The 20730-nt window shown below is 40.2% G+C and carries 16 protein-coding genes; 9 read left to right on the plus strand and 7 right to left on the minus strand.

The window, feature by feature from the left end; all coding sequences use genetic code 11:
• Window positions 1–152: 152 nt before the first annotated feature.
• Entirely contained in the window at window positions 153–2114 is a 1962-nt protein-coding gene (recD, locus tag B0185_RS07775; RefSeq protein ID WP_039863418.1) for an exodeoxyribonuclease V subunit alpha, read from the minus strand.
• A 111-nt stretch (window positions 2115–2225) separates the two neighbouring features.
• Here recD and alr point away from each other — a divergent pair, with 111 nt between their 5' ends.
• Window positions 2226–3350, plus strand: a complete 1125-nt coding sequence (gene alr, locus B0185_RS07780) for an alanine racemase (protein WP_005707452.1) — start codon at window positions 2226–2228, stop codon at window positions 3348–3350.
• A 47-nt stretch (window positions 3351–3397) separates the two neighbouring features.
• On the opposite strand, the gene B0185_RS07785 is transcribed toward alr, so the two are convergent.
• The 3 genes from B0185_RS07785 to B0185_RS07795 all read right to left on the minus strand — a co-directional run bounded on the left by B0185_RS07785 (window position 3398) and on the right by B0185_RS07795 (window position 7099).
• Window positions 3398–4480, minus strand: a complete 1083-nt coding sequence (locus B0185_RS07785; protein ID WP_039863419.1) for an ABC transporter ATP-binding protein — start codon at window positions 4478–4480, stop codon at window positions 3398–3400.
• Complete coding sequence (locus tag B0185_RS07790; protein WP_005707468.1) at window positions 4467–5987, minus strand: ABC transporter permease; 1521 nt, start codon at window positions 5985–5987, stop codon at window positions 4467–4469. The genes B0185_RS07785 and B0185_RS07790 overlap by 14 nt, the downstream gene beginning before the upstream one ends.
• Before the next feature lie 116 nt (window positions 5988–6103).
• On the minus strand, window positions 6104–7099 hold the full coding sequence (locus B0185_RS07795) for an iron ABC transporter substrate-binding protein (protein ID WP_005707471.1): 996 nt from the start codon (window positions 7097–7099) through the stop codon (window positions 6104–6106).
• A gap of 201 nt (window positions 7100–7300) precedes the next feature.
• Here B0185_RS07795 and uvrD point away from each other — a divergent pair, with 201 nt between their 5' ends.
• Together uvrD and B0185_RS07805 are read left to right on the plus strand one after the other, a co-directional pair.
• Window positions 7301–9490 carry a DNA helicase II gene (gene uvrD / locus B0185_RS07800; RefSeq protein WP_005707437.1) on the plus strand — a complete coding sequence of 730 codons (2190 nt, stop codon included), beginning with the start codon at window positions 7301–7303 and terminating at the stop codon, window positions 9488–9490.
• Between the two features lie 76 nt (window positions 9491–9566).
• Complete coding sequence (locus B0185_RS07805) at window positions 9567–10361, plus strand: TatD family hydrolase (RefSeq protein WP_005707435.1); 795 nt, start codon at window positions 9567–9569, stop codon at window positions 10359–10361.
• Window positions 10362–10430: 69 nt separating this feature from the next.
• Here B0185_RS07805 and B0185_RS07810 read toward each other — a convergent pair whose 3' ends face one another.
• The 3 genes from B0185_RS07810 to B0185_RS07820 all read right to left on the minus strand — a co-directional run bounded on the left by B0185_RS07810 (window position 10431) and on the right by B0185_RS07820 (window position 12932).
• Entirely contained in the window at window positions 10431–11957 is a 1527-nt protein-coding gene (locus B0185_RS07810) for a catalase (RefSeq protein WP_039863422.1), read from the minus strand.
• 306 nt (window positions 11958–12263) lie between these two features.
• Entirely contained in the window at window positions 12264–12476 is a 213-nt protein-coding gene (locus B0185_RS07815; protein WP_005707461.1) for an L-lactate permease, read from the minus strand.
• 243 nt (window positions 12477–12719) lie between these two features.
• Window positions 12720–12932: a cold-shock protein gene (locus B0185_RS07820; protein WP_005707454.1), complete on the minus strand. Its 213-nt coding sequence runs from the start codon at window positions 12930–12932 to the stop codon at window positions 12720–12722.
• 322 nt (window positions 12933–13254) lie between these two features.
• Between B0185_RS07820 and proQ the strand changes: the two genes are divergently transcribed.
• From proQ to argH, 6 genes are all read left to right on the plus strand, one after another.
• Window positions 13255–13809 carry an RNA chaperone ProQ gene (proQ, locus tag B0185_RS07825; RefSeq protein WP_005707457.1) on the plus strand — a complete coding sequence of 185 codons (555 nt, stop codon included), beginning with the start codon at window positions 13255–13257 and terminating at the stop codon, window positions 13807–13809.
• Between the two features lie 75 nt (window positions 13810–13884).
• Window positions 13885–15903, plus strand: a complete 2019-nt coding sequence (gene prc, locus B0185_RS07830) for a carboxy terminal-processing peptidase (RefSeq protein WP_005707443.1) — start codon at window positions 13885–13887, stop codon at window positions 15901–15903.
• A gap of 81 nt (window positions 15904–15984) precedes the next feature.
• Window positions 15985–17544: a L,D-transpeptidase family protein gene (locus B0185_RS07835; protein WP_005707482.1), complete on the plus strand. Its 1560-nt coding sequence runs from the start codon at window positions 15985–15987 to the stop codon at window positions 17542–17544.
• A gap of 309 nt (window positions 17545–17853) precedes the next feature.
• Window positions 17854–18411 carry a peptidoglycan L,D-endopeptidase MepK gene (gene mepK, locus B0185_RS07840; RefSeq protein ID WP_005707467.1) on the plus strand — a complete coding sequence of 186 codons (558 nt, stop codon included), beginning with the start codon at window positions 17854–17856 and terminating at the stop codon, window positions 18409–18411.
• A 24-nt stretch (window positions 18412–18435) separates the two neighbouring features.
• Entirely contained in the window at window positions 18436–19065 is a 630-nt protein-coding gene (locus tag B0185_RS07845; protein WP_005707460.1) for an MBL fold metallo-hydrolase, read from the plus strand.
• 185 nt (window positions 19066–19250) lie between these two features.
• The gene (argH, locus tag B0185_RS07850; protein ID WP_005707470.1) at window positions 19251–20627 is read left to right on the plus strand and encodes an argininosuccinate lyase; all 1377 of its coding nucleotides are present in this window, start codon (window positions 19251–19253) and stop codon (window positions 20625–20627) included.
• Window positions 20628–20730 lie beyond the last annotated feature (103 nt).

The following is a 20730-nucleotide window of genomic DNA, read 5'->3' on the forward strand; positions in this document are numbered from 1 at the left end:
CGACGCACTGCATATCAATTTAAATCATTCACAACAGTGCGTCGTTGTGTGAGGTGCATTATAGAGAAAAATAAAACTCGTGCAAGCACTTTTTGCAAAAAATCTTGATTTTTTAATCAAGAGAACATATTTAATACAATTCGAATGAAATTCTAGCTAAAAATGTCGATTAACTGCTCTTGCAATCCACTTTGGCGCTGCACTTTCGCTTTTACGCTTGTCATCCACGTTTTTTCCTCACCAAATAACGTAAATTTTTCTTTCGCACGCGTAATTGCTGTATACACCAATTCTTTCGTTAATACTTGTGAACTAGCCAATGGCATCACAAATAAAGAATGTTCAAATTCTGAACCTTGTGATTTATGAACCGTCATTACATAAGCAGATTCATACGCTGGAACTCGGCTAATCGATAAACTCAAATAATCACCATTTACTTTCGTATCAAAATAAACCCGTAATGCACTGGTTTCATCTGGCAGAATAATACCAATATCACCACTATATATATGATGTTGGGGCGCATTTTCGGTAATCAAAATCGGCTTTCCTACATAACTGTCTCGTGAATGCCCAAATTTTACTAACTTCACTTTTTGCAATGCCTCCGCAACCAACTGATTTAATCGATTTACTCCTAGCTCGCTCACACGCAACGCTGCCAAAAATCGGACTTTTTGAAACGCCTTGAATATCTCTTCGATAGAAACAGATTCAGGCTGGCGTTCTCTTGCCTTTGCTTTTTGCAAATAATCGCGATATAACTCTACTGCTTTTTGTACCACCAAATCCGCACAATGTTGTATCCACTGGCTTTTCTCAGTAAATTCAGTAACCGTTGGATATGCTACATATTCCAAGTCCTCATACTGACTATTTGCAATAGTTTGCCAAGATTTTACCGCTTGTTGTGCATTCACTTCTTTTGCCAATAAACCAATACCCGAATTTTCGTCAAAACGAAAACTTTTACGTAAATGACAAAGCGAATCACGAATCGCTGAGCCGTCAGATTGAGCCGTTAATTGATACCCCGTTACTGAAGCCACATAATCGGTATGTGCTTGGCTGTAACCTTGCGTAATAAAATAGCCAAGTTGAGCCATAATCGCCCCAGCCTCAACAGAAGCAAGCTGATCTTTATCACCCAACATAATCAAGCGTGTACTTGGCTTGAGTGCACTCATCAATTTTTCCATTAAAAATAGATCGATCATTGAAGCCTCATCTATCACCAAGAGATCCAAATGTAGCGGATTTTTCTGGTGATATATCGGCTGATCACTTTGCGGACGCATTCCTAACAAACGGTGAATTGTCGACGCATTAATTTCCATCTTCTCTTTCATCGCTAGCGGTAAATCTAGCTCATCCAAGTTCGCAATAATTGACTCTTTTAAGCGAGCAGCCGCTTTCCCTGTTGGAGCAACCAACGCAATATTCAGTAAGCCCTTATTTTCTACTTCTTGTTTTAATTGCAATGCTGCCAACAAGCGAGCTACCGTTCTCGTTTTCCCTGTACCTGGTCCGCCAGAAATTACGCAAAAACGTTTACACAGTGCCGTTGCAACCGCCACTTTTTGCCAATCAATTTCATCTGTTTGAGTAGCACCAAACAATCGTTCCAAAATCTCACGATCTTCTTCCACATTTGCATTTTCTATTTCTGTTTCAACCGCTTGTTGCAGGTAACGAGCAATCTGATGTTCCGCTTGCCAATAGCGATAAAAATAGATTAACTCGCCTTGAAACAGCATTGGAGCAACTTGAGTTACATCGCGACTAAAAGCAATGTGATCAGCCAAAATTTCTTGCCATTCAAGCGGTAAACTTTGCTCAATCTTTTGCGAAATCTCTGCCAACCATATTGCCTGCTCTGGATGATACTCTCGCAAACCAAACGGATTTTTTACCGCATTCGAACTTAATCGCACTGCACTATGCCCTTGCATCACATTAAACGAAACAAGAGCCGCTAAAAACACCGCCAAATTCTGTTGTAATGACGAGTAGTTGTAATCTTGCTGTTTACGATCAATCAATTTAGCAAATTGATAATTGATTTCTGAAATGATTTTTTGCTCTTTAAGCGTATGAAGAAGGGTTAGCATTGCGGTAATCCGTTGAAAATGAGTGGTTAAATTATCTAATTTTTGCAATCCCTTGTCCAGAAATGAAGTTCGAGCGTATAATGGTTTTATTTTTGAAGTGATAAAAACAAGATGAAACCAGCCATTGCAACCATCAATAGTGCGGCACTTCGCCACAACATTCAGCTCATCAAATCCTTCGCACCTAATCAAAAACTACTTGCTATGATCAAAGCCAATGCCTATGGGCAAGGTCTTCTTCCTGCAGCTCACATTCTAGCCGACCAAGTGGATGGCTTTGGTGTTGCACGGCTGCGTGAAGCACTTGAAATTCAAGAAACAGGCTACACAGGCAAAATTTTATTAGTTGAAGGTTTTTTTGATCGTGAAGAGTTGCTCAAAACCCTTTCCCGTCGCTTTGACAGTGTGATTCACTGTTATGAACAGCTTGAGTTGCTAGAGCAAGTCGCCAAAGAATGGGAAGAAGAGCAACAAAAAGGCTTTTGGAAACGCAAAACTAAGATCTATTTTCCGATCAATGTTTGGTTAAAAATCGATACAGGAATGCACCGACTAGGTGTGCATCCTGAGCAAGTAGATGAATTTTATCAACGCCTTAAAAAATGCCCGTTGGTCGAAAGCATCAGCTTTGTCAGCCATTTCAGCCGTGCCGATGAATTAGATTGCGGCTACACCGAAAAACAAATCTCTACCTTTGAACAAGCCACTCAAGCTTACCCCGAACATGCTCGCAGTATTTCCGCTTCTAGCGGTATTCTCTATTGGAAGCAAGCACATTACGAATGGGTACGCCCAGGCATTATTATGCATGGCATTTCCCCCCATTACGAACCCATCACTCATCTTGGCTTCCAACCTGTGATGACACTTTCCTCTTCTCTCATTGCCGTTCGTACGCACAAAGCGGGCGAACCTGTTGGCTATGGCGGCACTTGGGTTAGCTCGCAAGACACTAAACTTGGCGTTATCGCGATGGGCTATGGCGATGGCTACCCTCGTAATGCACCTGAAGGTACGCCTGTACTGATTAACGGCCGTAAAGTACCAATTGTCGGACGCGTTTCAATGGATATGCTTACGGTCGATCTTGGTGCTGATAGCCAAGATAAAGTAGGCGATGAAGCGATATTCTGGGGCAAAGACTTACTCATTGAAGAAATCGCTGAACACATTGGCGTGATTAGCTATGAGCTGATAACCAAACTTACCCCACGCGTGATTTTTGAATATCAATAACCAGATAATAAGCGGTGAAGTTTACAATTGAATTTGTAATTTACCGCTTACTCTGCATAAAACCTTCCACTTCCCTGCAAATACACATCAATCCTTTCCCCAATCTTAAGCTCTGGCATATAACCGATTTCAACCCAAATTTCATAGTGATTTATCGCAATTTGAACAGCAGTCGTTCTGCCTCTAAACTCAATGTTTTGCACGATAGCCTCAAAAGTCGAGACCGTACAAGCGGTACTATTTTGCGAAATATTGACCAAACTGAATTGTTCTGGACGAAACAAAATTTGACCGCTTGTCGCATCACTATGCGTAGGCTGAATAGGCACACATCCAAGCTGGCATTGCACCATATTTTTATCAATTCTATAGGCAGGCAAGACAATGCTTTCGCCTATAAATTTTGCCGTTTCAAGATGATTAGGCGACCAATAAAGCGAGCAAGGTGTGTCGATTTGTAAAATTTTACCTTGCTGAATAATGGCGATTTTATCAGCGTAGCGTAAGGCTTCATCACGATCGTGGGTAACAAAGATGGCGGAAGCACCGCTTTGGCGAAGTGCTTGGAGCATCTCTTGGCGAATTTGTTGGCGAAGATGCTCGTCTAAGGCACTAAACGGTTCATCCAGTAAAATTAATTCTGGGTTAGGAGCAAGTGCTCGAGCAAGAGCGACACGTTGTTGTTGGCCGCCAGAAAGTTGATGCGGGAAGCGTTCGGCTAATTCGCTGATCCCCGTGAGTTTCATCGCTTGTTCGATACGGGTGCACTCTTCTATAGTCTTGCCCTTGCCATTTCCCAAGCCATAAGCAATATTGCGATACACATTTAGATGCGGGAACAGCATGCCCTCTTGCACCACATAACCGAGATGGCGTTGTTGCGTTGGTAGATTGCAATTCTCGTCAAAAATTAACCGCTCTTTGAGCCAAATTTCGCCATTGGTCGGCTGCTCAAAGCCAGCAATAGCACGCAACAGCGTGGTTTTTCCACAGCCAGAAGCACCGAGCAAAAAGAGCATTTCACCCCGTGCTAAGGTCAGAGAAATATCGTTCAACACTTGCTGTTCGCCAAAAAATTTATTTAGATTTTTGATGGTGAGTAATGTCTCTTTCATTCTATTTAAATGCATATTTTTTTAACAAAAACACAGGAATACCCGAAAAAAGTATCAACATCAACGCATAAGGCGTGGCAGCAGCATATTGGGCATCGCTGGTATATTCCCACACCGCGGTGGATAAGGTTTTAATATCATTCGGTGTAAGCAAAAGTGTAGCGGTCAATTCTTTCATCAAATTTAAAAAGACCAACGCAAAGGCGGCGGCAATCCCTGGCAACATCGCAGGCAGAGTGAGCGTTCGGAAAATATAAAACGGACTCCGCCCAAGGCTTTGCCCGACTTTTTCGATATTATCGGAAAGTTGCTCCAAAGAAGCGCGAAGCGTAGTTTGAGCCATTGGCAGATAGAGCATAAAATAAGCAACAATTACTACCAAGAAAGTTTGATAAATGGCATTGGCGTAGTTTATCGTAAAATAAACCAGCGATAATGCAATCACCAAGCCTGGTACAGCGTGAAGCAAGTAAGGTAAGCGGTCAATCCAGACAGTTAATTTACTACTATAACGAACGGCAGCCCAAACCAACGGCAATGCACAAATCACGGTAAGCAATGCACCTAAGCCTGAAATTGTCAACGAATGGCTGAAAGCTGCAAAAAATTCCGAAAAATCGACCGCTCCTTCACGTGAATTTCCTACAATCAGCCAGTAGATCAGCATCGCCACAGGAACACCGATGCTCAACATAAAAATGCAGGAAAAGAACGCAAAAGTGGCACATTGTTTGCCGAATGACAGCATTTTAACGGAGTAAGGTCGTGTAACGCCTTTACCGCTGTTGTACAGTGTTTGTTTGCCACGAAAAAAGATTTCACCGAATACGATAATAGTACAAATTGCCATTAACACCGCAGAAAGTAAGGCTGCTGAACTGTTATTAAACGACATTTCATACTCTTGAAAAATGGCGGTGGTAAAGGTTTGATAATTTAAAATTGACACTGCACCAAATTCAACCAACATATGTAAGGCAATCAGTAATATACTGCTGCCAATGGCAGGTTTAAGTTGCGGGAAAATGGCATGCCAGAAGGTATAAGTTGGGCTTTTACCAAGAGAAAGACTGATTTCTTCTAACGAACGATCGAGTCTCTTTAAAGTTGCAGAAACAGGTAGATAAGCCAGCGGAAAAGAACTGAGCGTCATAATGCCAATCGTGCCCCAAAAGCCTTCCACCCGAAAGGTTAGGCTAATCCACGTAAAACAGCTGACAAAGGCTGGAATGCAGAGTGGTAAGCTCATTGCTACTTCAAAAAAGGCTTTACCGAAAAAACGGCAACGTTCAAGTAAAAAAGCACAAAGCGTGCCAAGTGAAATAGCACCAATAGTTACACAAACCATTAAAAGCATTGTGTTGCTTAATAATTCAGCTATTCGAGGGCGAAACAATAGTTCAACACTTCGCGTTAATCCCACCTCTGTCGCTCGTAAAATGACATACAGAAACGGCAAACATAACGGAAGCCCGATTAAGATAATAAGTAAAGTGAGCCAGAATGGCGGTCTGCGAGGCAAAGTTAAATCCTTTTAGGAATGTGAACCCTCAGTTCACGCACGCAAGCGGTTAGTTTTGGAGGAGAATTGTAAACGCGTGCGTGAATTTTTTCAAATCCACACACGCAATATTTGAATTATTTCAATCCAGCTTCTTCAATTAATTTGGTCGCATGCTCTTTATCTTGAGCTGTCGTTGCAGATACCACTGGAGCTTCTAATTTAGCATAAGGTTCAAGATTAAATGGTGAAACCACATCGGTGCGTAACGGATATTCTGCACGCACTGCCACTAATGCTTCCTGACCTTTTTTACTCGCTAAGAAATCAACGAATTTTTGTGCTTCAGCTTGATTTTTAGAGGCTTTCAATACTGCTGCACCTGAATAACTAACTAATGCACCTGGATCTTGGTGGCGAATAAAATAAAGGCGGCTTTTTAGGTTTTCAACACCTTTTTCTTTTGCTAGGTTATACCAATAATAGTTATTGATTAACGCAGCAGGTACTTCGCCATTTTCGACGGCTTGTAATGCCACACTATTTTTAGCATAAAGTTTACCGTTCTCTTTTAAGCCTTTTAACCAATTAAGTGCAACTTTGTCCCCTTTCATTTTGCTTAAAGCGACAACTTGCTCTAAGAACGCTCCTGAAGTTGGCACATAGCCGATTTTATCTTTCCATTTTGGGGTAGCATAATCAAGCACTGATTTTTCCATATCTTTTTCAGATAATTTAGTGTGATCGTAAACTACTACGCGAGAACGACCACTTAACGCAACCCAGTCTTTTTTCGGTGCAAGTGGTACACCTTTTTGTGCAGTTTGTTTAATGGTTTGTTCTGAAATTGGAGCTAAAAGCCCTGCTTCAGAAAGATCAGCAAAAGTCGCTGTTTGTTCAGTATAGAAAACATCAGCTGGTGTTTTATCACCTTCTTCTTTTAATTGACCTGCCAGTTGTGCACTTTTCCCACTATTTAGCGTAACTTTAATGCCTGTTTCCTGTTCAAAGGCTTTTGCTACAGCAGCAGCGGCTTCTTTGTGCTGACCATTATAAACAGTGATATCAGCGAAGCTGCTGGCAGAAAAAGTGAGTGTTGCAAGTGCTGCTAGTTTGAAGTGTTTAAATTGCATAAGAGAAATCTCCTTTTGGGATTGACTATTTTTTGATGAATTGATCTGTCTTTATTATATTTCCAATGAAATTGAAATGCAAATAATTCTTAATTAATAATTAACACTTTATAACCATTCGCAAAACATTTCCCAAAAGCGACCGCTTTAGGCTATAATCTTGCAATCTCACTGTATAAAAAAACAAATATAGGCTAACTAATGGATTTTTCTTTATTACTTGATGGCTTGAATGATAAACAACGCGAATCAGTCGCTGCCCCTATTGGCAATTATTTGGTGTTAGCTGGGGCTGGTTCAGGTAAAACTCGTGTACTCACTCACCGTATTGCGTGGTTAATTGGTGTAGAAAATGTGCCTGAATCAAACATTTTAGCAGTAACTTTTACCAACAAAGCGGCTAGCGAGATGCGTCATCGTATCGAAAGTACGCTTTTTCAAACAAGCAATCATTCCATGTTTGGTATGTGGGTAGGAACCTTCCACAGTATTGCCAACCGTCTGTTACGTTCTCACTATTTAGATGCTGATCTGCCACAAGATTTTCAGATTATGGACAGCGAAGACCAAGTCCGATTACTTAAACGTTTGCTGAAATTACACAATATTGATGAAAAACATTTTCCACCAAAACACGTAGCTTGGTATATCAATGCCCAAAAAGATAAGGGTAATCGAGCTAAAGATATTGAACATCACAATGATCTGAATGAGAAAAAATTAGTTGAAATTTACCAGCTTTACCAAGAAGCGTGCGACCGTGCAGGCTTATTGGATTTTGCGGAATTACTGATTCGCACCTACGAAATGTTGAAGAAAAAACCGCTAATTTTGCAACGCTATCAACAACGCTTCCAGCATATTTTGATCGATGAGTTCCAAGACACCAACAATATTCAATATGATCTGATCCGACTGCTTGCGGGTAATTCGGGCAAGGTAATGATTGTGGGCGATGATGACCAATCGATCTACGGCTGGCGTGGGGCTCAGGTGGAAAATATCCAACGTTTCTTAAAAGATTACCCAAATGCGGAAACCATTCGACTAGAGCAAAATTACCGCTCAACAGGGCATATTCTCTCGGCGGCAAATGAGCTGATTGCCAACAATGATAACCGTTTGGGTAAAAATCTCTGGACAGCAAGTGGCAATGGCGATCCTGTTGAAATTTATTGTGCCTTTAATGAACTAGACGAAGCCCGTTTTGTTGCCTCACAAATTCAGCAATGGAAAGAGGATGAGGGCAGCTATTCAGAATGTGCCGTGCTTTATCGCAGCAACAGCCAATCACGCGTGATTGAAGAAGCCTTAATTCAAGCCAATATTCCGTACCGCATTTATGGCGGTATGCGATTCTTCGAACGCCAAGAGATTAAAGATGCATTGGCTTATCTGCGTTTAATTGCTAATCGCCAAGATGATGCTGCATTTGAACGCGTGGTCAATACCCCACCGCGAGGTATAGGTGATCGCACCTTGGACACTATCCGCCAAATTACTCGCACACGTTCCATCACTCTTTGGCAAGCGGTGCAAGTAACGTTAAATGAAGAGCAACTTTCTGGTCGCTCCGCGTCCGCTCTGCTTCGCTTTGTGGAACTGATTAACGCCATGGATGAAGAAACTTCAGAAATGGCACTTGCAGAACAAACCGATTTTGTGATTAAAAAATCTGGTCTGTATGAGATGTACAAGCAAGAAAAAGGCGAGAAAGGCGAAGTTCGCATCGAAAACTTAGAAGAGTTGGTCACTGCAACCAAGCAATTTACTCCGCCAGAAGAGGCTGAAGAACTCACACCATTAACCGCTTTTCTAACCCATGCATCATTAGAAGCAGGCGAAGCACAAGCCTCGCCACATCAAGAGTATGTGGAGCTGATGACACTTCACTCAGCAAAAGGATTGGAATTCCCCCGCGTATTTATGGTGGGCGTGGAAGAAGGAATTTTCCCTAGCGGAATGAGCTTTGACGAAGGACGATTGCAAGAAGAACGTCGCTTGGCATATGTAGGTATTACCCGAGCAAAACGCAAGCTAACCATTAGTTATGCTGAACTTCGTCGCCTTTACGGTAAGGAAGAACGCCATATTCCATCGCGTTTTATTGCTGAATTGCCAGAAGAAAATATCCGAGAAATTCGCTTACGTGGCAATATTAACCGTGCGGCAAATTTCGGCACCGTTGCAAAACATCCGCCAAAAACGACCGCTTCCATTTTAGAAGATGATGTTTGGAAAATGGGGCAGAAGGTCTATCACGCTAAATTCGGGCAAGGTACGATTATCAATGTCGAAGGCTCAGGCGAAGCTACCCGCCTGCAAATTGCGTTCCAAGGTAATGGCATTAAGTGGCTGATTGCGAAAATGGCAAAGCTGGAGAAGCTCTAAACTTTAAATACATATCATAATACGTAGGGAAGGTATACTCCTTCCCTTTGCCCAATGACTAAATCCAAATTGATATATGCAATTCTTTGATACACACACTCATCTTGACTACTTGGCAGAAGCACTTAATTTATCCATTCCACAGTTAGTCAAAAATGCAGGCAACGCAGGCGTGCAGAAAATGCTTATCGTGGCAGTTTTTGCAGAAAATTTTGAAAAAGTGACCGCTTGTGCTCATCAATCACCCAAGCATTTACGCTATGGTTTGGGGCTACATCCACTCTATATTCGCCAGCACGAACTCGCTCATTTAGATTTGTTAGAAAGCCAATTAAGCGAGCGAGATCCACTCTGCACTGCAATTGCAGAGATAGGGCTTGAAAAAGCAGTGGCAGATGTGGCAACACCTGAGCTTTGGCAGAAACAATGCGAGTTTTTAGAAACACAACTCACTCTTGCCAAGCGGTTTAATTTGCCTGTTAATTTGCATTCTCGCAAAACCCACGATGCGTTGTTTACCTTTTTGAAAAAAGCGAAATTAACCAATACGGGCGTAGTGCACGGCTTTGCAGGTAGTTACGACCAAGCCAAACGCTTTGTTGATCTTGGCTACAAAATTGGTGTTGGTGGTACGATTACCTATGCTCGAGCCAATAAAACACGAGAAGCAATCAAAAAATTACCGCTTGAATCCCTTATTTTAGAAACTGACTCCCCCGATATGCCTGTTTTTGGCTTTCAAGGAGAACCAAACCGCCCTGAGCGAGTAGCAGAAACCTTCCGTTATTTGTGTAAGTTGAGAAACGAAGAACCAGGGTTGATCGCTCAAATGGCTTGGAAGAATAGCTTAAAATTATTCTCTCCTATTTAGCAAGAACGGCAGTTCTTCTGATGAAAAACTGCCGTTTTTTTCTATCTAATTGTTAACTAAAATCAACAATTATAACAATCCACCTTGACCTAATGCAGGGTCAGTATCACGAGCTTTTAATGCATCTTCAACGGTTAAACCTAATGCTTTCGCAACGCCTTCACCGTATGCCGCATCACACCAGTGACAGTTACGAATGTGGCGATATTTGATGAAATCAGGTGCATCGCCCATTGCTGCTGCCGTGTTGTTGAATAATGCTTGTTTTTGTTCTGCATTCATTAAGTTAAATAATGCACGTGGTTGACTGAAATAATCGTTATCATCGTTACGATAATCCCAGTGTGCTGCATCTCCGTTGATACGAAGTGGTGGTTCAGCAAAGTCTGGTTGTTGTTGCCATTGGCTGAAGCTGTTTGGCTCGTAGTGTGGCAAGCTACCGTAGTTACCATCTACACGACCTTGACCATCACGTTGGTTGCTATGAACTGGGCAACGCGGACGGTTTACTGGAATTTGACGGTAGTTCACACCTAAACGGTAACGTTGTGCATCCGCATAGTTAAATAAACGAGCTTGTAACATTCTGTCAGGACTTGCACCGATACCCGGAACCAAGTTACTTGGTGCGAACGCAGATTGTTCTACATCCGCGAAGAAGTTTTCTGGGTTACGGTTTAATTCAAACTCACCGACTTCAATTAATGGGTAGTCTTTTTTCGGCCATACTTTAGTTAAATCGAATGGATGATAAGGCACTTTTTCCGCATCTGCTTCTGGCATAATTTGTACAAATAATGTCCATTTAGGGAAATCACCACGTTCAATCGCCTCATATAAATCACGTTGATGGCTTTCACGGTCATTTGCAATAATTTCTGCTGCTTCAGCATCTGTTAAATTTTTAATGCCTTGTTGTGTACGGAAGTGGAATTTTACCCAAAAACGTTCGCCTGCTTCGTTCCAGAAACTATAAGTGTGAGAACCGAAACCGTGCATATGACGATAGCTTGCAGGAATACCACGATCACTCATTACAACAGTTACTTGGTGTAATGCTTCTGGTAATAATGTCCAGAAATCCCAGTTGTTAGTTGCTGAACGCATATTAGTACGTGGATCGCGTTTTACCGCTTTGTTTAAGTCTGGGAATTTACGTGGATCACGTAAGAAGAATACTGGCGTATTGTTACCAACTAAATCCCAGTTACCTTCTTCAGTATAGAATTTTAATGCAAAACCACGAATATCACGCTCAGCATCTGCTGCACCACGTTCACCTGCCACGGTAGTAAAACGTGCGAACATTTCCGTTTTTTTACCCACCTCACTGAAAATTTTTGCACGAGTATATTTAGTAATATCGTGTGTTACAGTAAAAGTACCAAATGCACCAGAACCTTTAGCGTGCATACGACGCTCTGGGATTACTTCACGTACAAAATCAGCTAATTTTTCGTTAAGCCATAAATCTTGTGCAAGTAATGGACCACGTGGACCAGCTGTTAAGCTGTTTTGGTTGTCTGCAACGGGTGCACCGTTACCCATTGTTAAGTTTGTCGCAGCTAAGTGTGCGAAAGGACATTTCTCTGACATAATAGGTTTCTCCATGACATAAAATTTTTCAAGTAAATCGATAGATAAAAACATTTAATTCTTTCTTATCTATTGAAAATACTAACACTTTATCAAAGAAATTTCAGATAGAAATTAACTATTCATTATATAGGAATTAAAAGGTTTTACTGACCAATAAGATTAGTAAATATTTCAGAAATATTTACTTTATCTCTCAATATAATGACAATAGGCAGAGCTCCCCTGTCCATTGTATCTACCAAGAAATTAGATAAGCCCATTTCATTACGAACGAACAACATAAAATTGCATTTATCTCTATGATTATTTATGGAAGGAAATCATCGTCCACGGCAATATATAAGCTTGAAGTACGGTGAGTAAACCTAAGAATGTGCAGAAAATCAAACTGTGTTTAATCGTAAAACGGAGCAACTCAGATTCTTTGCCTTCTAAGCCTACCGCTGCACACGCAATTGCGATAGATTGTGGTGAAATCATTTTACCCGTTACCCCACCAATCGCATTAGCACACAATCGGCAGCAACGCCATCGTAGCTGTCATATATAAACTACCGCCTATAGCAGCATAATTTTGTAGCCAAGTCACCATAATATTTCCTTTAGTTTCAATATTAGTTTTATGGTATTAAAGTTGTATCTGTTAAAAATCTGTGAAATAGATCACAAAATTGAAACAACAAGAAATAATTGATGAAAAAAAGACAAAAAAAACCGCACAATTGTGCGGTTAAAAATAGAGATATACGTAGTTAAAAACTAGATTTTTTTTACATTTACTGCAGATAAACCACGATCTGATTTTTGCACTTCGTATTGAACTTTAGCACCTTCTTCTAACGTACGGTAACTACCATTATTTTCAATTGCTGAAAAATGTACAAAAATATCTTCGCCACCTTGTTCTGGTGCGATAAATCCGAAACCTTTGGTTGCATTGAACCATTTTACTGTGCCGATTAATGCTGACATAGTGTTTTCCTTCTAAAAATAAATCAAAATTGCTAAAGAGAGATGATGGATAACTAAAACACTCTCATTTTTGAGAAGAAAGCGATCACATTAAGTCGCAAAAGCGTGCTGATTAGACCACTTATTCATCAAGAAAGCAAATGTTATTTTTAAGATAGGAAAGAGCGAGGAAAATAATCTGAACTTTTCCGCTAAAATGATTGACCTATTTACACGAAAAATTAGGTAAATCTATGGACGAAGCGGGTTAAATAAAATATAGTTACCACTTTAAGTCTTATGCTATCTAACCCCTTATTTTCAGTTAAAAACGGAAGAAATTATGTCTGAACAAGAAGTACAAGCAGCAGTTGAAACCAGTGAGAAAGCTTCAAATACGAATAAAGTAAATCCACCTGTTAAAGAAATTATTGCCTATTTAGCAGAAAAATTCCCGATTTGTTTTAGTGTAGAAGGTGAAGCAAAACCAATTAAAATCGGTTTATTTGAAGATTTGGCCGCAGCATTAGCTGACGATGAAACCATAAGCAAAACACAGCTTCGTCAAGCATTACGCGGTTATACAATGAGTTGGCGCTATCTTGCAGCATGCAAACCAAATGCTGTGCGTGTAGGTTTACAAGGCGAAGAAGCGGGTATCGTTGATGAACAACAAGCTGAACACGCAGCACAAACTTTAGCACAATCTCGTGAAACGGTTGCAGCTCGTAAAGCAGAACAACGTAAAGCACAACGTAAAGAGTTCTTCAAAAAACAGCGAGTTGAGCAAAATAAAACGGCTCGTAAATTTACGCCAAAAGCGAAGAAACCAGACACTAATGCACCTGCAGCATCAGCAGAAAGTTTAGCTGCATTAGCAACAAAATTTGGTCGATAATTTTCTTATTCTCCTCTCCCCTTGTGGGAGAGAAGCATTATTTAAATAGCATTTTTATAGCATATCAGGACAAGCATGAAACTCAATAAAGCAAGCCGTTTGATGGCGTTATTCACAATGGGACTTTTTGTGAATAGTAGCTTTGCGGTTGAACCTCAAATCAAAGAAAATGCGTTAGTGATTCCAAAACCTAACGATCAGCATAGCATTTCTACCAAACGTGTTACCGCTCGTTTAACCCAATCTCATTACGAAAAATTCAAATTAGACGATGAATTTGCCAGCAAGATTTTTAATCGCTATATCGACTTTTTAGATCCTGCACACAATACTTTCTTGCAATCAGATGTTGAAGAAATGCGTGCAAAATATGGAACGAAGTTAGATGATCAGCTCTATGCAGGCGAATTGAGTGCTGCTTTTGATATGTATGATTTAATGACTAAACGTCGTTATGAACGCTATAAATATGCTCTCTCTTTATTGGATAAAGAACCTGATTTAAAAGCTAACGATCAAATTGAAGTTGAGCGTGATAAAGCACCATTCCCGAAAACAACGGCAGAAGCAGATAAACTTTGGGAAGAACGTGTCAAAAATGACATTATCAATCTCTATCTCAAAGAGAAAAAATGGCCTGAAATCAAGAAAACTTTGGTGAAACGCTATGATTTAGCGATCAAACGTCTCACTCAAATTAAGGCTGATGATATTTTACAAACTTATTTGAATGCATTTGCGCGTGAAATCGATCCGCATACTAGCTATTTATCGCCTCGTGCGGCTAAAGCATTCCAAGAGAGTATGAATCTTTCACTTGAGGGCATTGGAGCAACGCTTTCAATGGAAGATGACATCACCTCTATCCGTTCACTTGTCCCAGGTGCACCTGCTGCTCGTAGTAAAAAAATCTCAGTAGGCGATAAAATCGTGGGTGTGGGTCAAGGCGAGAAAGGAGAGATTGAAGATGTTATCGGCTGGCGATTAGATGATGTAGTTGATAAGATTAAAGGCAAAAAAGGCTCAATTGTTCGCTTAGAAATTGAGCCTGAGAAAGGAGGTAAAACTAAAATTATCTCTTTAACTCGCGATAAAGTGCGTATTGAAGACAGCGCAGCGAAACTAAGCGTGGATAAAGTTGATGGTAAAAATATTGCTGTGATTAAAATTCCTTCTTTCTATATTGGCTTAACCAGCGATGTGCGTAAATTATTGGCACAAATGAAAGAGAAAAAAGCAGACGCTCTCATCATTGATTTACGCGAAAATGGCGGTGGTTCTTTAACGGAAGTAATTGAATTATCTGGTTTATTTATTAAAGAAGGACCTGTTGTGCAGGTGCGTGATGCTTTCAACCGCATTAAAGTACACGAAGATCCTGAGGCGGATAAATCGATCTATGATGGCAAGTTGATGGTGATGGTCAACCGCCATAGTGCTTCAGCTTCAGAAATTTTTGCGGCAGCGATGCAAGATTACAACCGTGCCATCATCGTAGGGCAGCAAACCTTCGGTAAAGGCACAGTACAACAAAGCCGTTCATTGAATTTTGTATATGATTTAGATAAAGATCCACTAGGCTATATTCAATATACCATTCAAAAATTCTACCGCATTAATGGTGGCAGTACACAGCTAAAAGGAGTGAATGCGGATATTAAATTCCCTGAGATCATCAATGCAGCAAAAACAGGCGAAAGCTTTGAAGATAATGCCTTGCCTTGGGATAAAATTCCTGCCGCAAGTTATCAAGAAGCTGGACACGCTCGAGATGCTGTGGAAACTTTAACTCAAAAACACGAAGAACGTGTAGCAAAAAATCCAGAATTTATCGTGGTAAATGAAGATATTGCGATTCGTAAAGATCGTGATGAACGTAAATTTATGTCGTTGAATTTAGCTGAACGCAAAAAAGAGAATAAAGCAGATGAAGATCGTCGTTTAAAAAACCTGAACGAACGCTTTAAACGTGAAGGTAAAAAACCGATCAAAGATATTGATGCATTACCAAAAGATTACGAAGCCCCCGATTTCTATTTAAAAGAAACTGAACAAATGATGGTCGATTGGTTAGAAATTGATAAAAAAACATAACTTCTTTATAATACGTAAATCTTACTAAGCCGCTTGGGTAAAGCCAATAAGCGGCTTAATTTTTAGGTTAGAGATTTCATAATGAAAAAATTTAAATTATTTCCATTAGCAATAAGCCTTTCAGCAATGGCAGAGCAGGCAACTTTACCGATTCAACAAACGGCTCAACAGAACCTACAAATACAACAAGAGAAAATTTTACCACAATTGAGTTTTGAAACTCAGCAAGCACGAGCAGCCACTTTGGCAAAAGATGTAAACTATACATTAGAACAGGAAAAAATTCGCCAAGAGCAAGAACGTAAACTTGCCGAAGCGGAAACGAGAGTGAAGCAAGAAATAGGCAATAATACCTTATTATTAAGCTCAGCAACAGCTAAGGTTTATTTAGATAACGATTTCGCACCAATGTGGTCGGATGCGACAGCTACTCGCACTTTTTTAAAAGAATATGCCCTCTTTGCTGTAAGTAGCGTCTCAAATAAAGCAGCAGGTATATTACAGCAAATTTTAGCCCAACCAGACGGATTTTTAGCCCGTGATATTTTACTTACCGATGCTTTTTTAGATTATCTCTACTACAACAAAAATGTCTCACGTAATGCAAATAACTGGCTCTACAACTTAGGTTCATACCGAACTTCAACACCCAGTGTGGAAAATATTTCAAGTTGGGTGAACGCCGTGAAAAATGGCAATGCAATGCAATTTATGAATAATCTAGTGCCTCGTAACCATTTATATCAAGAAACAACTGAGCGTTTATTAGCAATGTCACCAAATGGGGTTACTGCAAGCGGTGAGAAAAAAGTATCAAAAGGCAAATCTGCCAAAAGTGGAGAAAAAACGCCCGTTTCAGACGCAACGACTTTCTATAAATTGGCACTGAATGCTCAACGTTTACGTATTATTCCAAGTTTTAATAACGGCATTTTCGTGAATATTCCAAGCTATCAACTCTACTATTTCATTGATGGCAAGCCAGTATTGCAATCAAAAGTAATTGTAGGTCGAGAAGATCGCCGTACACCTGTAATGTATAGCAAATTAAGTAATGTGGTAGTCAACCCACCTTGGAATGTTCCCCCAACGATTTTAAGCAAAGATATCATTCCAGCTTTGGCAAAAAATCCAGGTATTGCCGATGCACGCAACTACGAAATCTTAGATGGTAGTGGTAACAAGGTAAATCCGTATAGCGTGAACTGGTCGAAATACCTCAACACAAAAAATATTCCATATCGTATTCGTCAAAAAGCTGGAGATGACAGTGCATTAGGCCGTTATAAATTCAATATGCCAAGTTCAGATGCGATTTATCTACACGATACACCAAACCGAGGTTTATTCGGTAAAACGGATCGTGCGTTAAGTTCAGGCTGCGTGCGTGTGGCAAAAGCGGATGAATTAGCGACCGTATTATTACGTGAAGCGGGTTGGTCTGCCGATAAACAACAAAAAGTGCTAGACAGTAATAAAACAACATCTGCAAGAATTAACTCTGAAAACCCCGTGTATCTCTACTACGTCACCGCGTGGGTAGAAGGAGGGAAAGTGTTTACCTTGCCAGATATTTACAAGCTCGATCAAAACCAACTGAAGCCGAATCTTAACTGGCAAATAGTGAAAAATGTGATCTAATTCACAAAAATGAAAAATTCCGAGAAGAATTAACCGCTTCTCGGAACTTTTGTTTTTATAATAATCTCATATTTAATAATTTGCAGTATTCTATAGCAGTTATACAAAATCATTGTTTATATAAATATCATCGTTCTTGCCCATAGGGGCGGTTTTCCCCGTGCATAACAATGTCAAGATGCATAAAGGGTCGGGATAAATCCCGTTCCTATATACAAAAATATCATTACTACAATGTTTAATAAAATTAAGTTATCTTTTTGATTTCAGGCAATTTAATTTTATTCAACTCAATGAATGAGGTGATTCATGAATCCAATTAATCTCCAACGCCGCAAATGGCTCTCGTTAGGTGGCATTGTATTAGGCGCAAGCCTACTGCCACAACAAGTGCTAGCCAGCCTTTCTACGATAAAGCCTCTTGCGTTGCGTTTTCGTAATATCAATACAGGCGATACACACTCCGTCAAATTTAATGGCAACAATTTAACCTCTAAAGATTTAAAACAACTCAATTACTTAATGCGAGATCGCCGCACAGGTGAAGTAAAACGCATTGATCCTAATCTATTCGTTAAACTTAACCAACTCCAACAACGCCTTGGCTTACGCAATGCAGAAGTTGTGGTAATTAGTGGCTATCGTTCTGCAAAAACCAATGCCAAATTAAAACGTGAGCATCACGGCGTGGCAAGCAACAGTTTCCATATTCGCGGACAGGCGGTCGATATTCAACTCTCTGGTGTACCGCTAATTAAAGTGAAGCAAGCAGCAGAGAGCTTAAGCAATGGCGGAGTAGGTTATTATCCACGTAGTAATTTTGTGCACGTTGATACAGGTCCTGTACGTACATGGCGTGGAGTTTAAATTTCATTCAAGCGGTAAAATTTTATGTTTAATTTACAAATTATCCCTGTTAGTCCATTTCAACAAAATTGCTCAATTATTTGGGATGACAATAAAAATGCAGCTATTATTGATGCGGGCGATAATGCGGAAAAAATCATTCAATTCGTTGAATCACAAAACTTAAAAATAGAAAAATTACTGATCACCCATGGTCATCTCGATCACATTATGGCCGTTGAAAAAGTGCGCGATCATTTTGGCGTAGAAGTATATGGCTCGCACAAAGCTGATCAACCGCTCTTTGAAGAACTCCCTCAAATGTGTGAAATGTTTGGTATTCCGCCAGTTAACGATTTTTTGCCTGATCATTGGCTAAACGAGGGTGATAAAATCAGTGTTGGAAGTTTAAATTTTGATATTCGCCACCTACCAGGGCACGCACCTGGGCACATTGGTTTCTTTGATTTTGAGAATAAAATTGCTTTTTCTGGTGATGTATTGTTCAAAGATAGCATTGGGAGAACCGATCTCTATATGGGCAACCTTGACCAACTGCTCGAAACCATCCGCACCAAAATGTTTGATTTAGATGATGATTTCATTATCATTGCGGGGCATGGATCGCACACCACTATTGGGCGTGAAAAAATACATAATCCGTTTTTGAAGTAATTTTTCTGATGAAGTAATATGATAAAAATCTGCATTCTTTTAAGTGAATTTGACCGCTTGAGAGGATGTAGATTTTCTTTTTATCGGGTTTTTATCAAATAATTATTGAATAATAATGCATATTTATGCACAATAGAGCCAGTTTTTGATAAATACAATTTCATTTTAGATTTAAGGAATAGAATATGGCACTTTGGGGTGGACGTTTTACACAGGAAGCAGACCAAAAATTTAAATTTTTCAATGATTCATTACGTTTTGACTACCGTTTAGCTCTGCAAGATATTGATGGTTCAATCGGTTGGGCGAAAGCAATTACTTCAGTAGGCGTATTAACCGAAGAAGAGCATCAACAATTAGTAGCAGCACTGAAAGAATTACGTGCAGAAATTGAGCCAAAAATTGAGATCATTTTAAAAGATGATGCCGAAGATATTCACAGCTGGGTGGAATCTAAACTGATTGAAAAAGTAGGCGATTTAGGTAAAAAATTACACACTGGGCGTAGCCGTAACGACCAAGTCGCGGTTGATATGAAGATGTGGTGTAAAGCACAAGTGATTGTAATGCAAGAACGTATCCGTAATCTTCAAGAAAAATTAGTGCTAACTGCAGAAGCTAGCCAACATGCAGTGATGCCTGGCTATACTCACCTTCAACGTGCTCAGCCAATCACTTTTGCTCACTGGTGTATGGCGTATTTTGAGATGTTAGAACGTGATTACAGCCGTTTAACCGATGCTTACAAACGTATGCACACTTGCCCGCTTGGTTCGGGTGCATTAGCGGGCACAGCTTATGCAGTGGATCGTGATGCATTGGCAAAAGATCTTGGTTTTAGTATTGGTACACGCAACAGTTTAGACTCCGTTTCAGACCGCGACCACGTTTTAGAATTGCTTTCAAGTGCTTCAATCAGTATGGTGCACCTTTCTCGTTTTGCAGAAGATTTAATCTTCTTCAACAGTGGTGAATCAGCATTCTTGGAACTTTCTGATCGTGTCACTTCAGGCTCTTCATTGATGCCGCAAAAGAAAAACCCCGATGCGTGTGAATTAATTCGTGGTAAATCAGGGCGTGTATTCGGTTCATTAACGGGCTTGCTTACGACACTCAAAGGCTTACCGCTTGCATATAATAAAGATATGCAAGAAGACAAAGAAGGTATCTTCGATGCGATGGAAACTTGGCAGGCGTGTTTAGAAATCGCCGCACTTGTGCTTGAAGATATTAATGTGAATATAGAACGTACGCGTGAGGCAGCTCAACAAGGCTACTCAAATGCAACTGAATTGGCTGATTACTTAGTCGCTAAAGGCATTCCATTCCGTGAAGCACATCATATCGTGGGCGAAGCGGTGGTTTATGCCATCAGTAAACGCGAACCGTTAGAAGCGTTATCTGTGGCAGAATTTAAACAATTCCATTCAGTGATTGATGAAGATGTTTACCCAATTCTATCGCTTGAATCTTGCTTAGAAAAACGTTGTGCGAAAGGCGGGGTAAATCCTGAACGTGTGGCAGAAGCTATTCGTGTGGCGAAAGAGTGTTTGGAATCCTAGGACTTTAGTTTACGCATAATTTATGCTACTTTAAGCTATATGTTATAGATGGTGCAACTTGTTGCACCATTTTTGTATGTAATTATTATCAAACCCCAATTTT

Origin of the sequence: Haemophilus parahaemolyticus, assembly GCF_002015035.1 — a bacterium.
GTDB lineage: Bacteria > Pseudomonadota > Gammaproteobacteria > Enterobacterales > Pasteurellaceae > Haemophilus_A > Haemophilus_A parahaemolyticus.

What these genes read in the sequence shown, in the direction of transcription:
- proQ (WP_005707457.1), top strand. Translation starts at nt 13,255, where the DNA reads ATGTCTGAACAAGAAGTACAAGCAGCAGTTGAAACCAGTGAGAAAGCT.
- argH (WP_005707470.1), top strand. Translation starts at nt 19,251, where the DNA reads ATGGCACTTTGGGGTGGACGTTTTACACAGGAAGCAGACCAAAAATTT.
- B0185_RS07785 (WP_039863419.1), bottom strand. Translation starts at nt 4,480, where the DNA reads ATGCATTTAAATAGAATGAAAGAGACATTACTCACCATCAAAAATCTA.
- recD (WP_039863418.1), bottom strand. Translation starts at nt 2,114, where the DNA reads ATGCTAACCCTTCTTCATACGCTTAAAGAGCAAAAAATCATTTCAGAA.
- B0185_RS07810 (WP_039863422.1), bottom strand. Translation starts at nt 11,957, where the DNA reads ATGTCAGAGAAATGTCCTTTCGCACACTTAGCTGCGACAAACTTAACA.
- B0185_RS07805 (WP_005707435.1), top strand. Translation starts at nt 9,567, where the DNA reads ATGCAATTCTTTGATACACACACTCATCTTGACTACTTGGCAGAAGCA.
- B0185_RS07820 (WP_005707454.1), bottom strand. Translation starts at nt 12,932, where the DNA reads ATGTCAGCATTAATCGGCACAGTAAAATGGTTCAATGCAACCAAAGGT.
- B0185_RS07845 (WP_005707460.1), top strand. Translation starts at nt 18,436, where the DNA reads ATGTTTAATTTACAAATTATCCCTGTTAGTCCATTTCAACAAAATTGC.
- uvrD (WP_005707437.1), top strand. Translation starts at nt 7,301, where the DNA reads ATGGATTTTTCTTTATTACTTGATGGCTTGAATGATAAACAACGCGAA.
- alr (WP_005707452.1), top strand. Translation starts at nt 2,226, where the DNA reads ATGAAACCAGCCATTGCAACCATCAATAGTGCGGCACTTCGCCACAAC.
- B0185_RS07835 (WP_005707482.1), top strand. Translation starts at nt 15,985, where the DNA reads ATGAAAAAATTTAAATTATTTCCATTAGCAATAAGCCTTTCAGCAATG.
- mepK (WP_005707467.1), top strand. Translation starts at nt 17,854, where the DNA reads ATGAATCCAATTAATCTCCAACGCCGCAAATGGCTCTCGTTAGGTGGC.
- B0185_RS07795 (WP_005707471.1), bottom strand. Translation starts at nt 7,099, where the DNA reads ATGCAATTTAAACACTTCAAACTAGCAGCACTTGCAACACTCACTTTT.
- prc (WP_005707443.1), top strand. Translation starts at nt 13,885, where the DNA reads ATGAAACTCAATAAAGCAAGCCGTTTGATGGCGTTATTCACAATGGGA.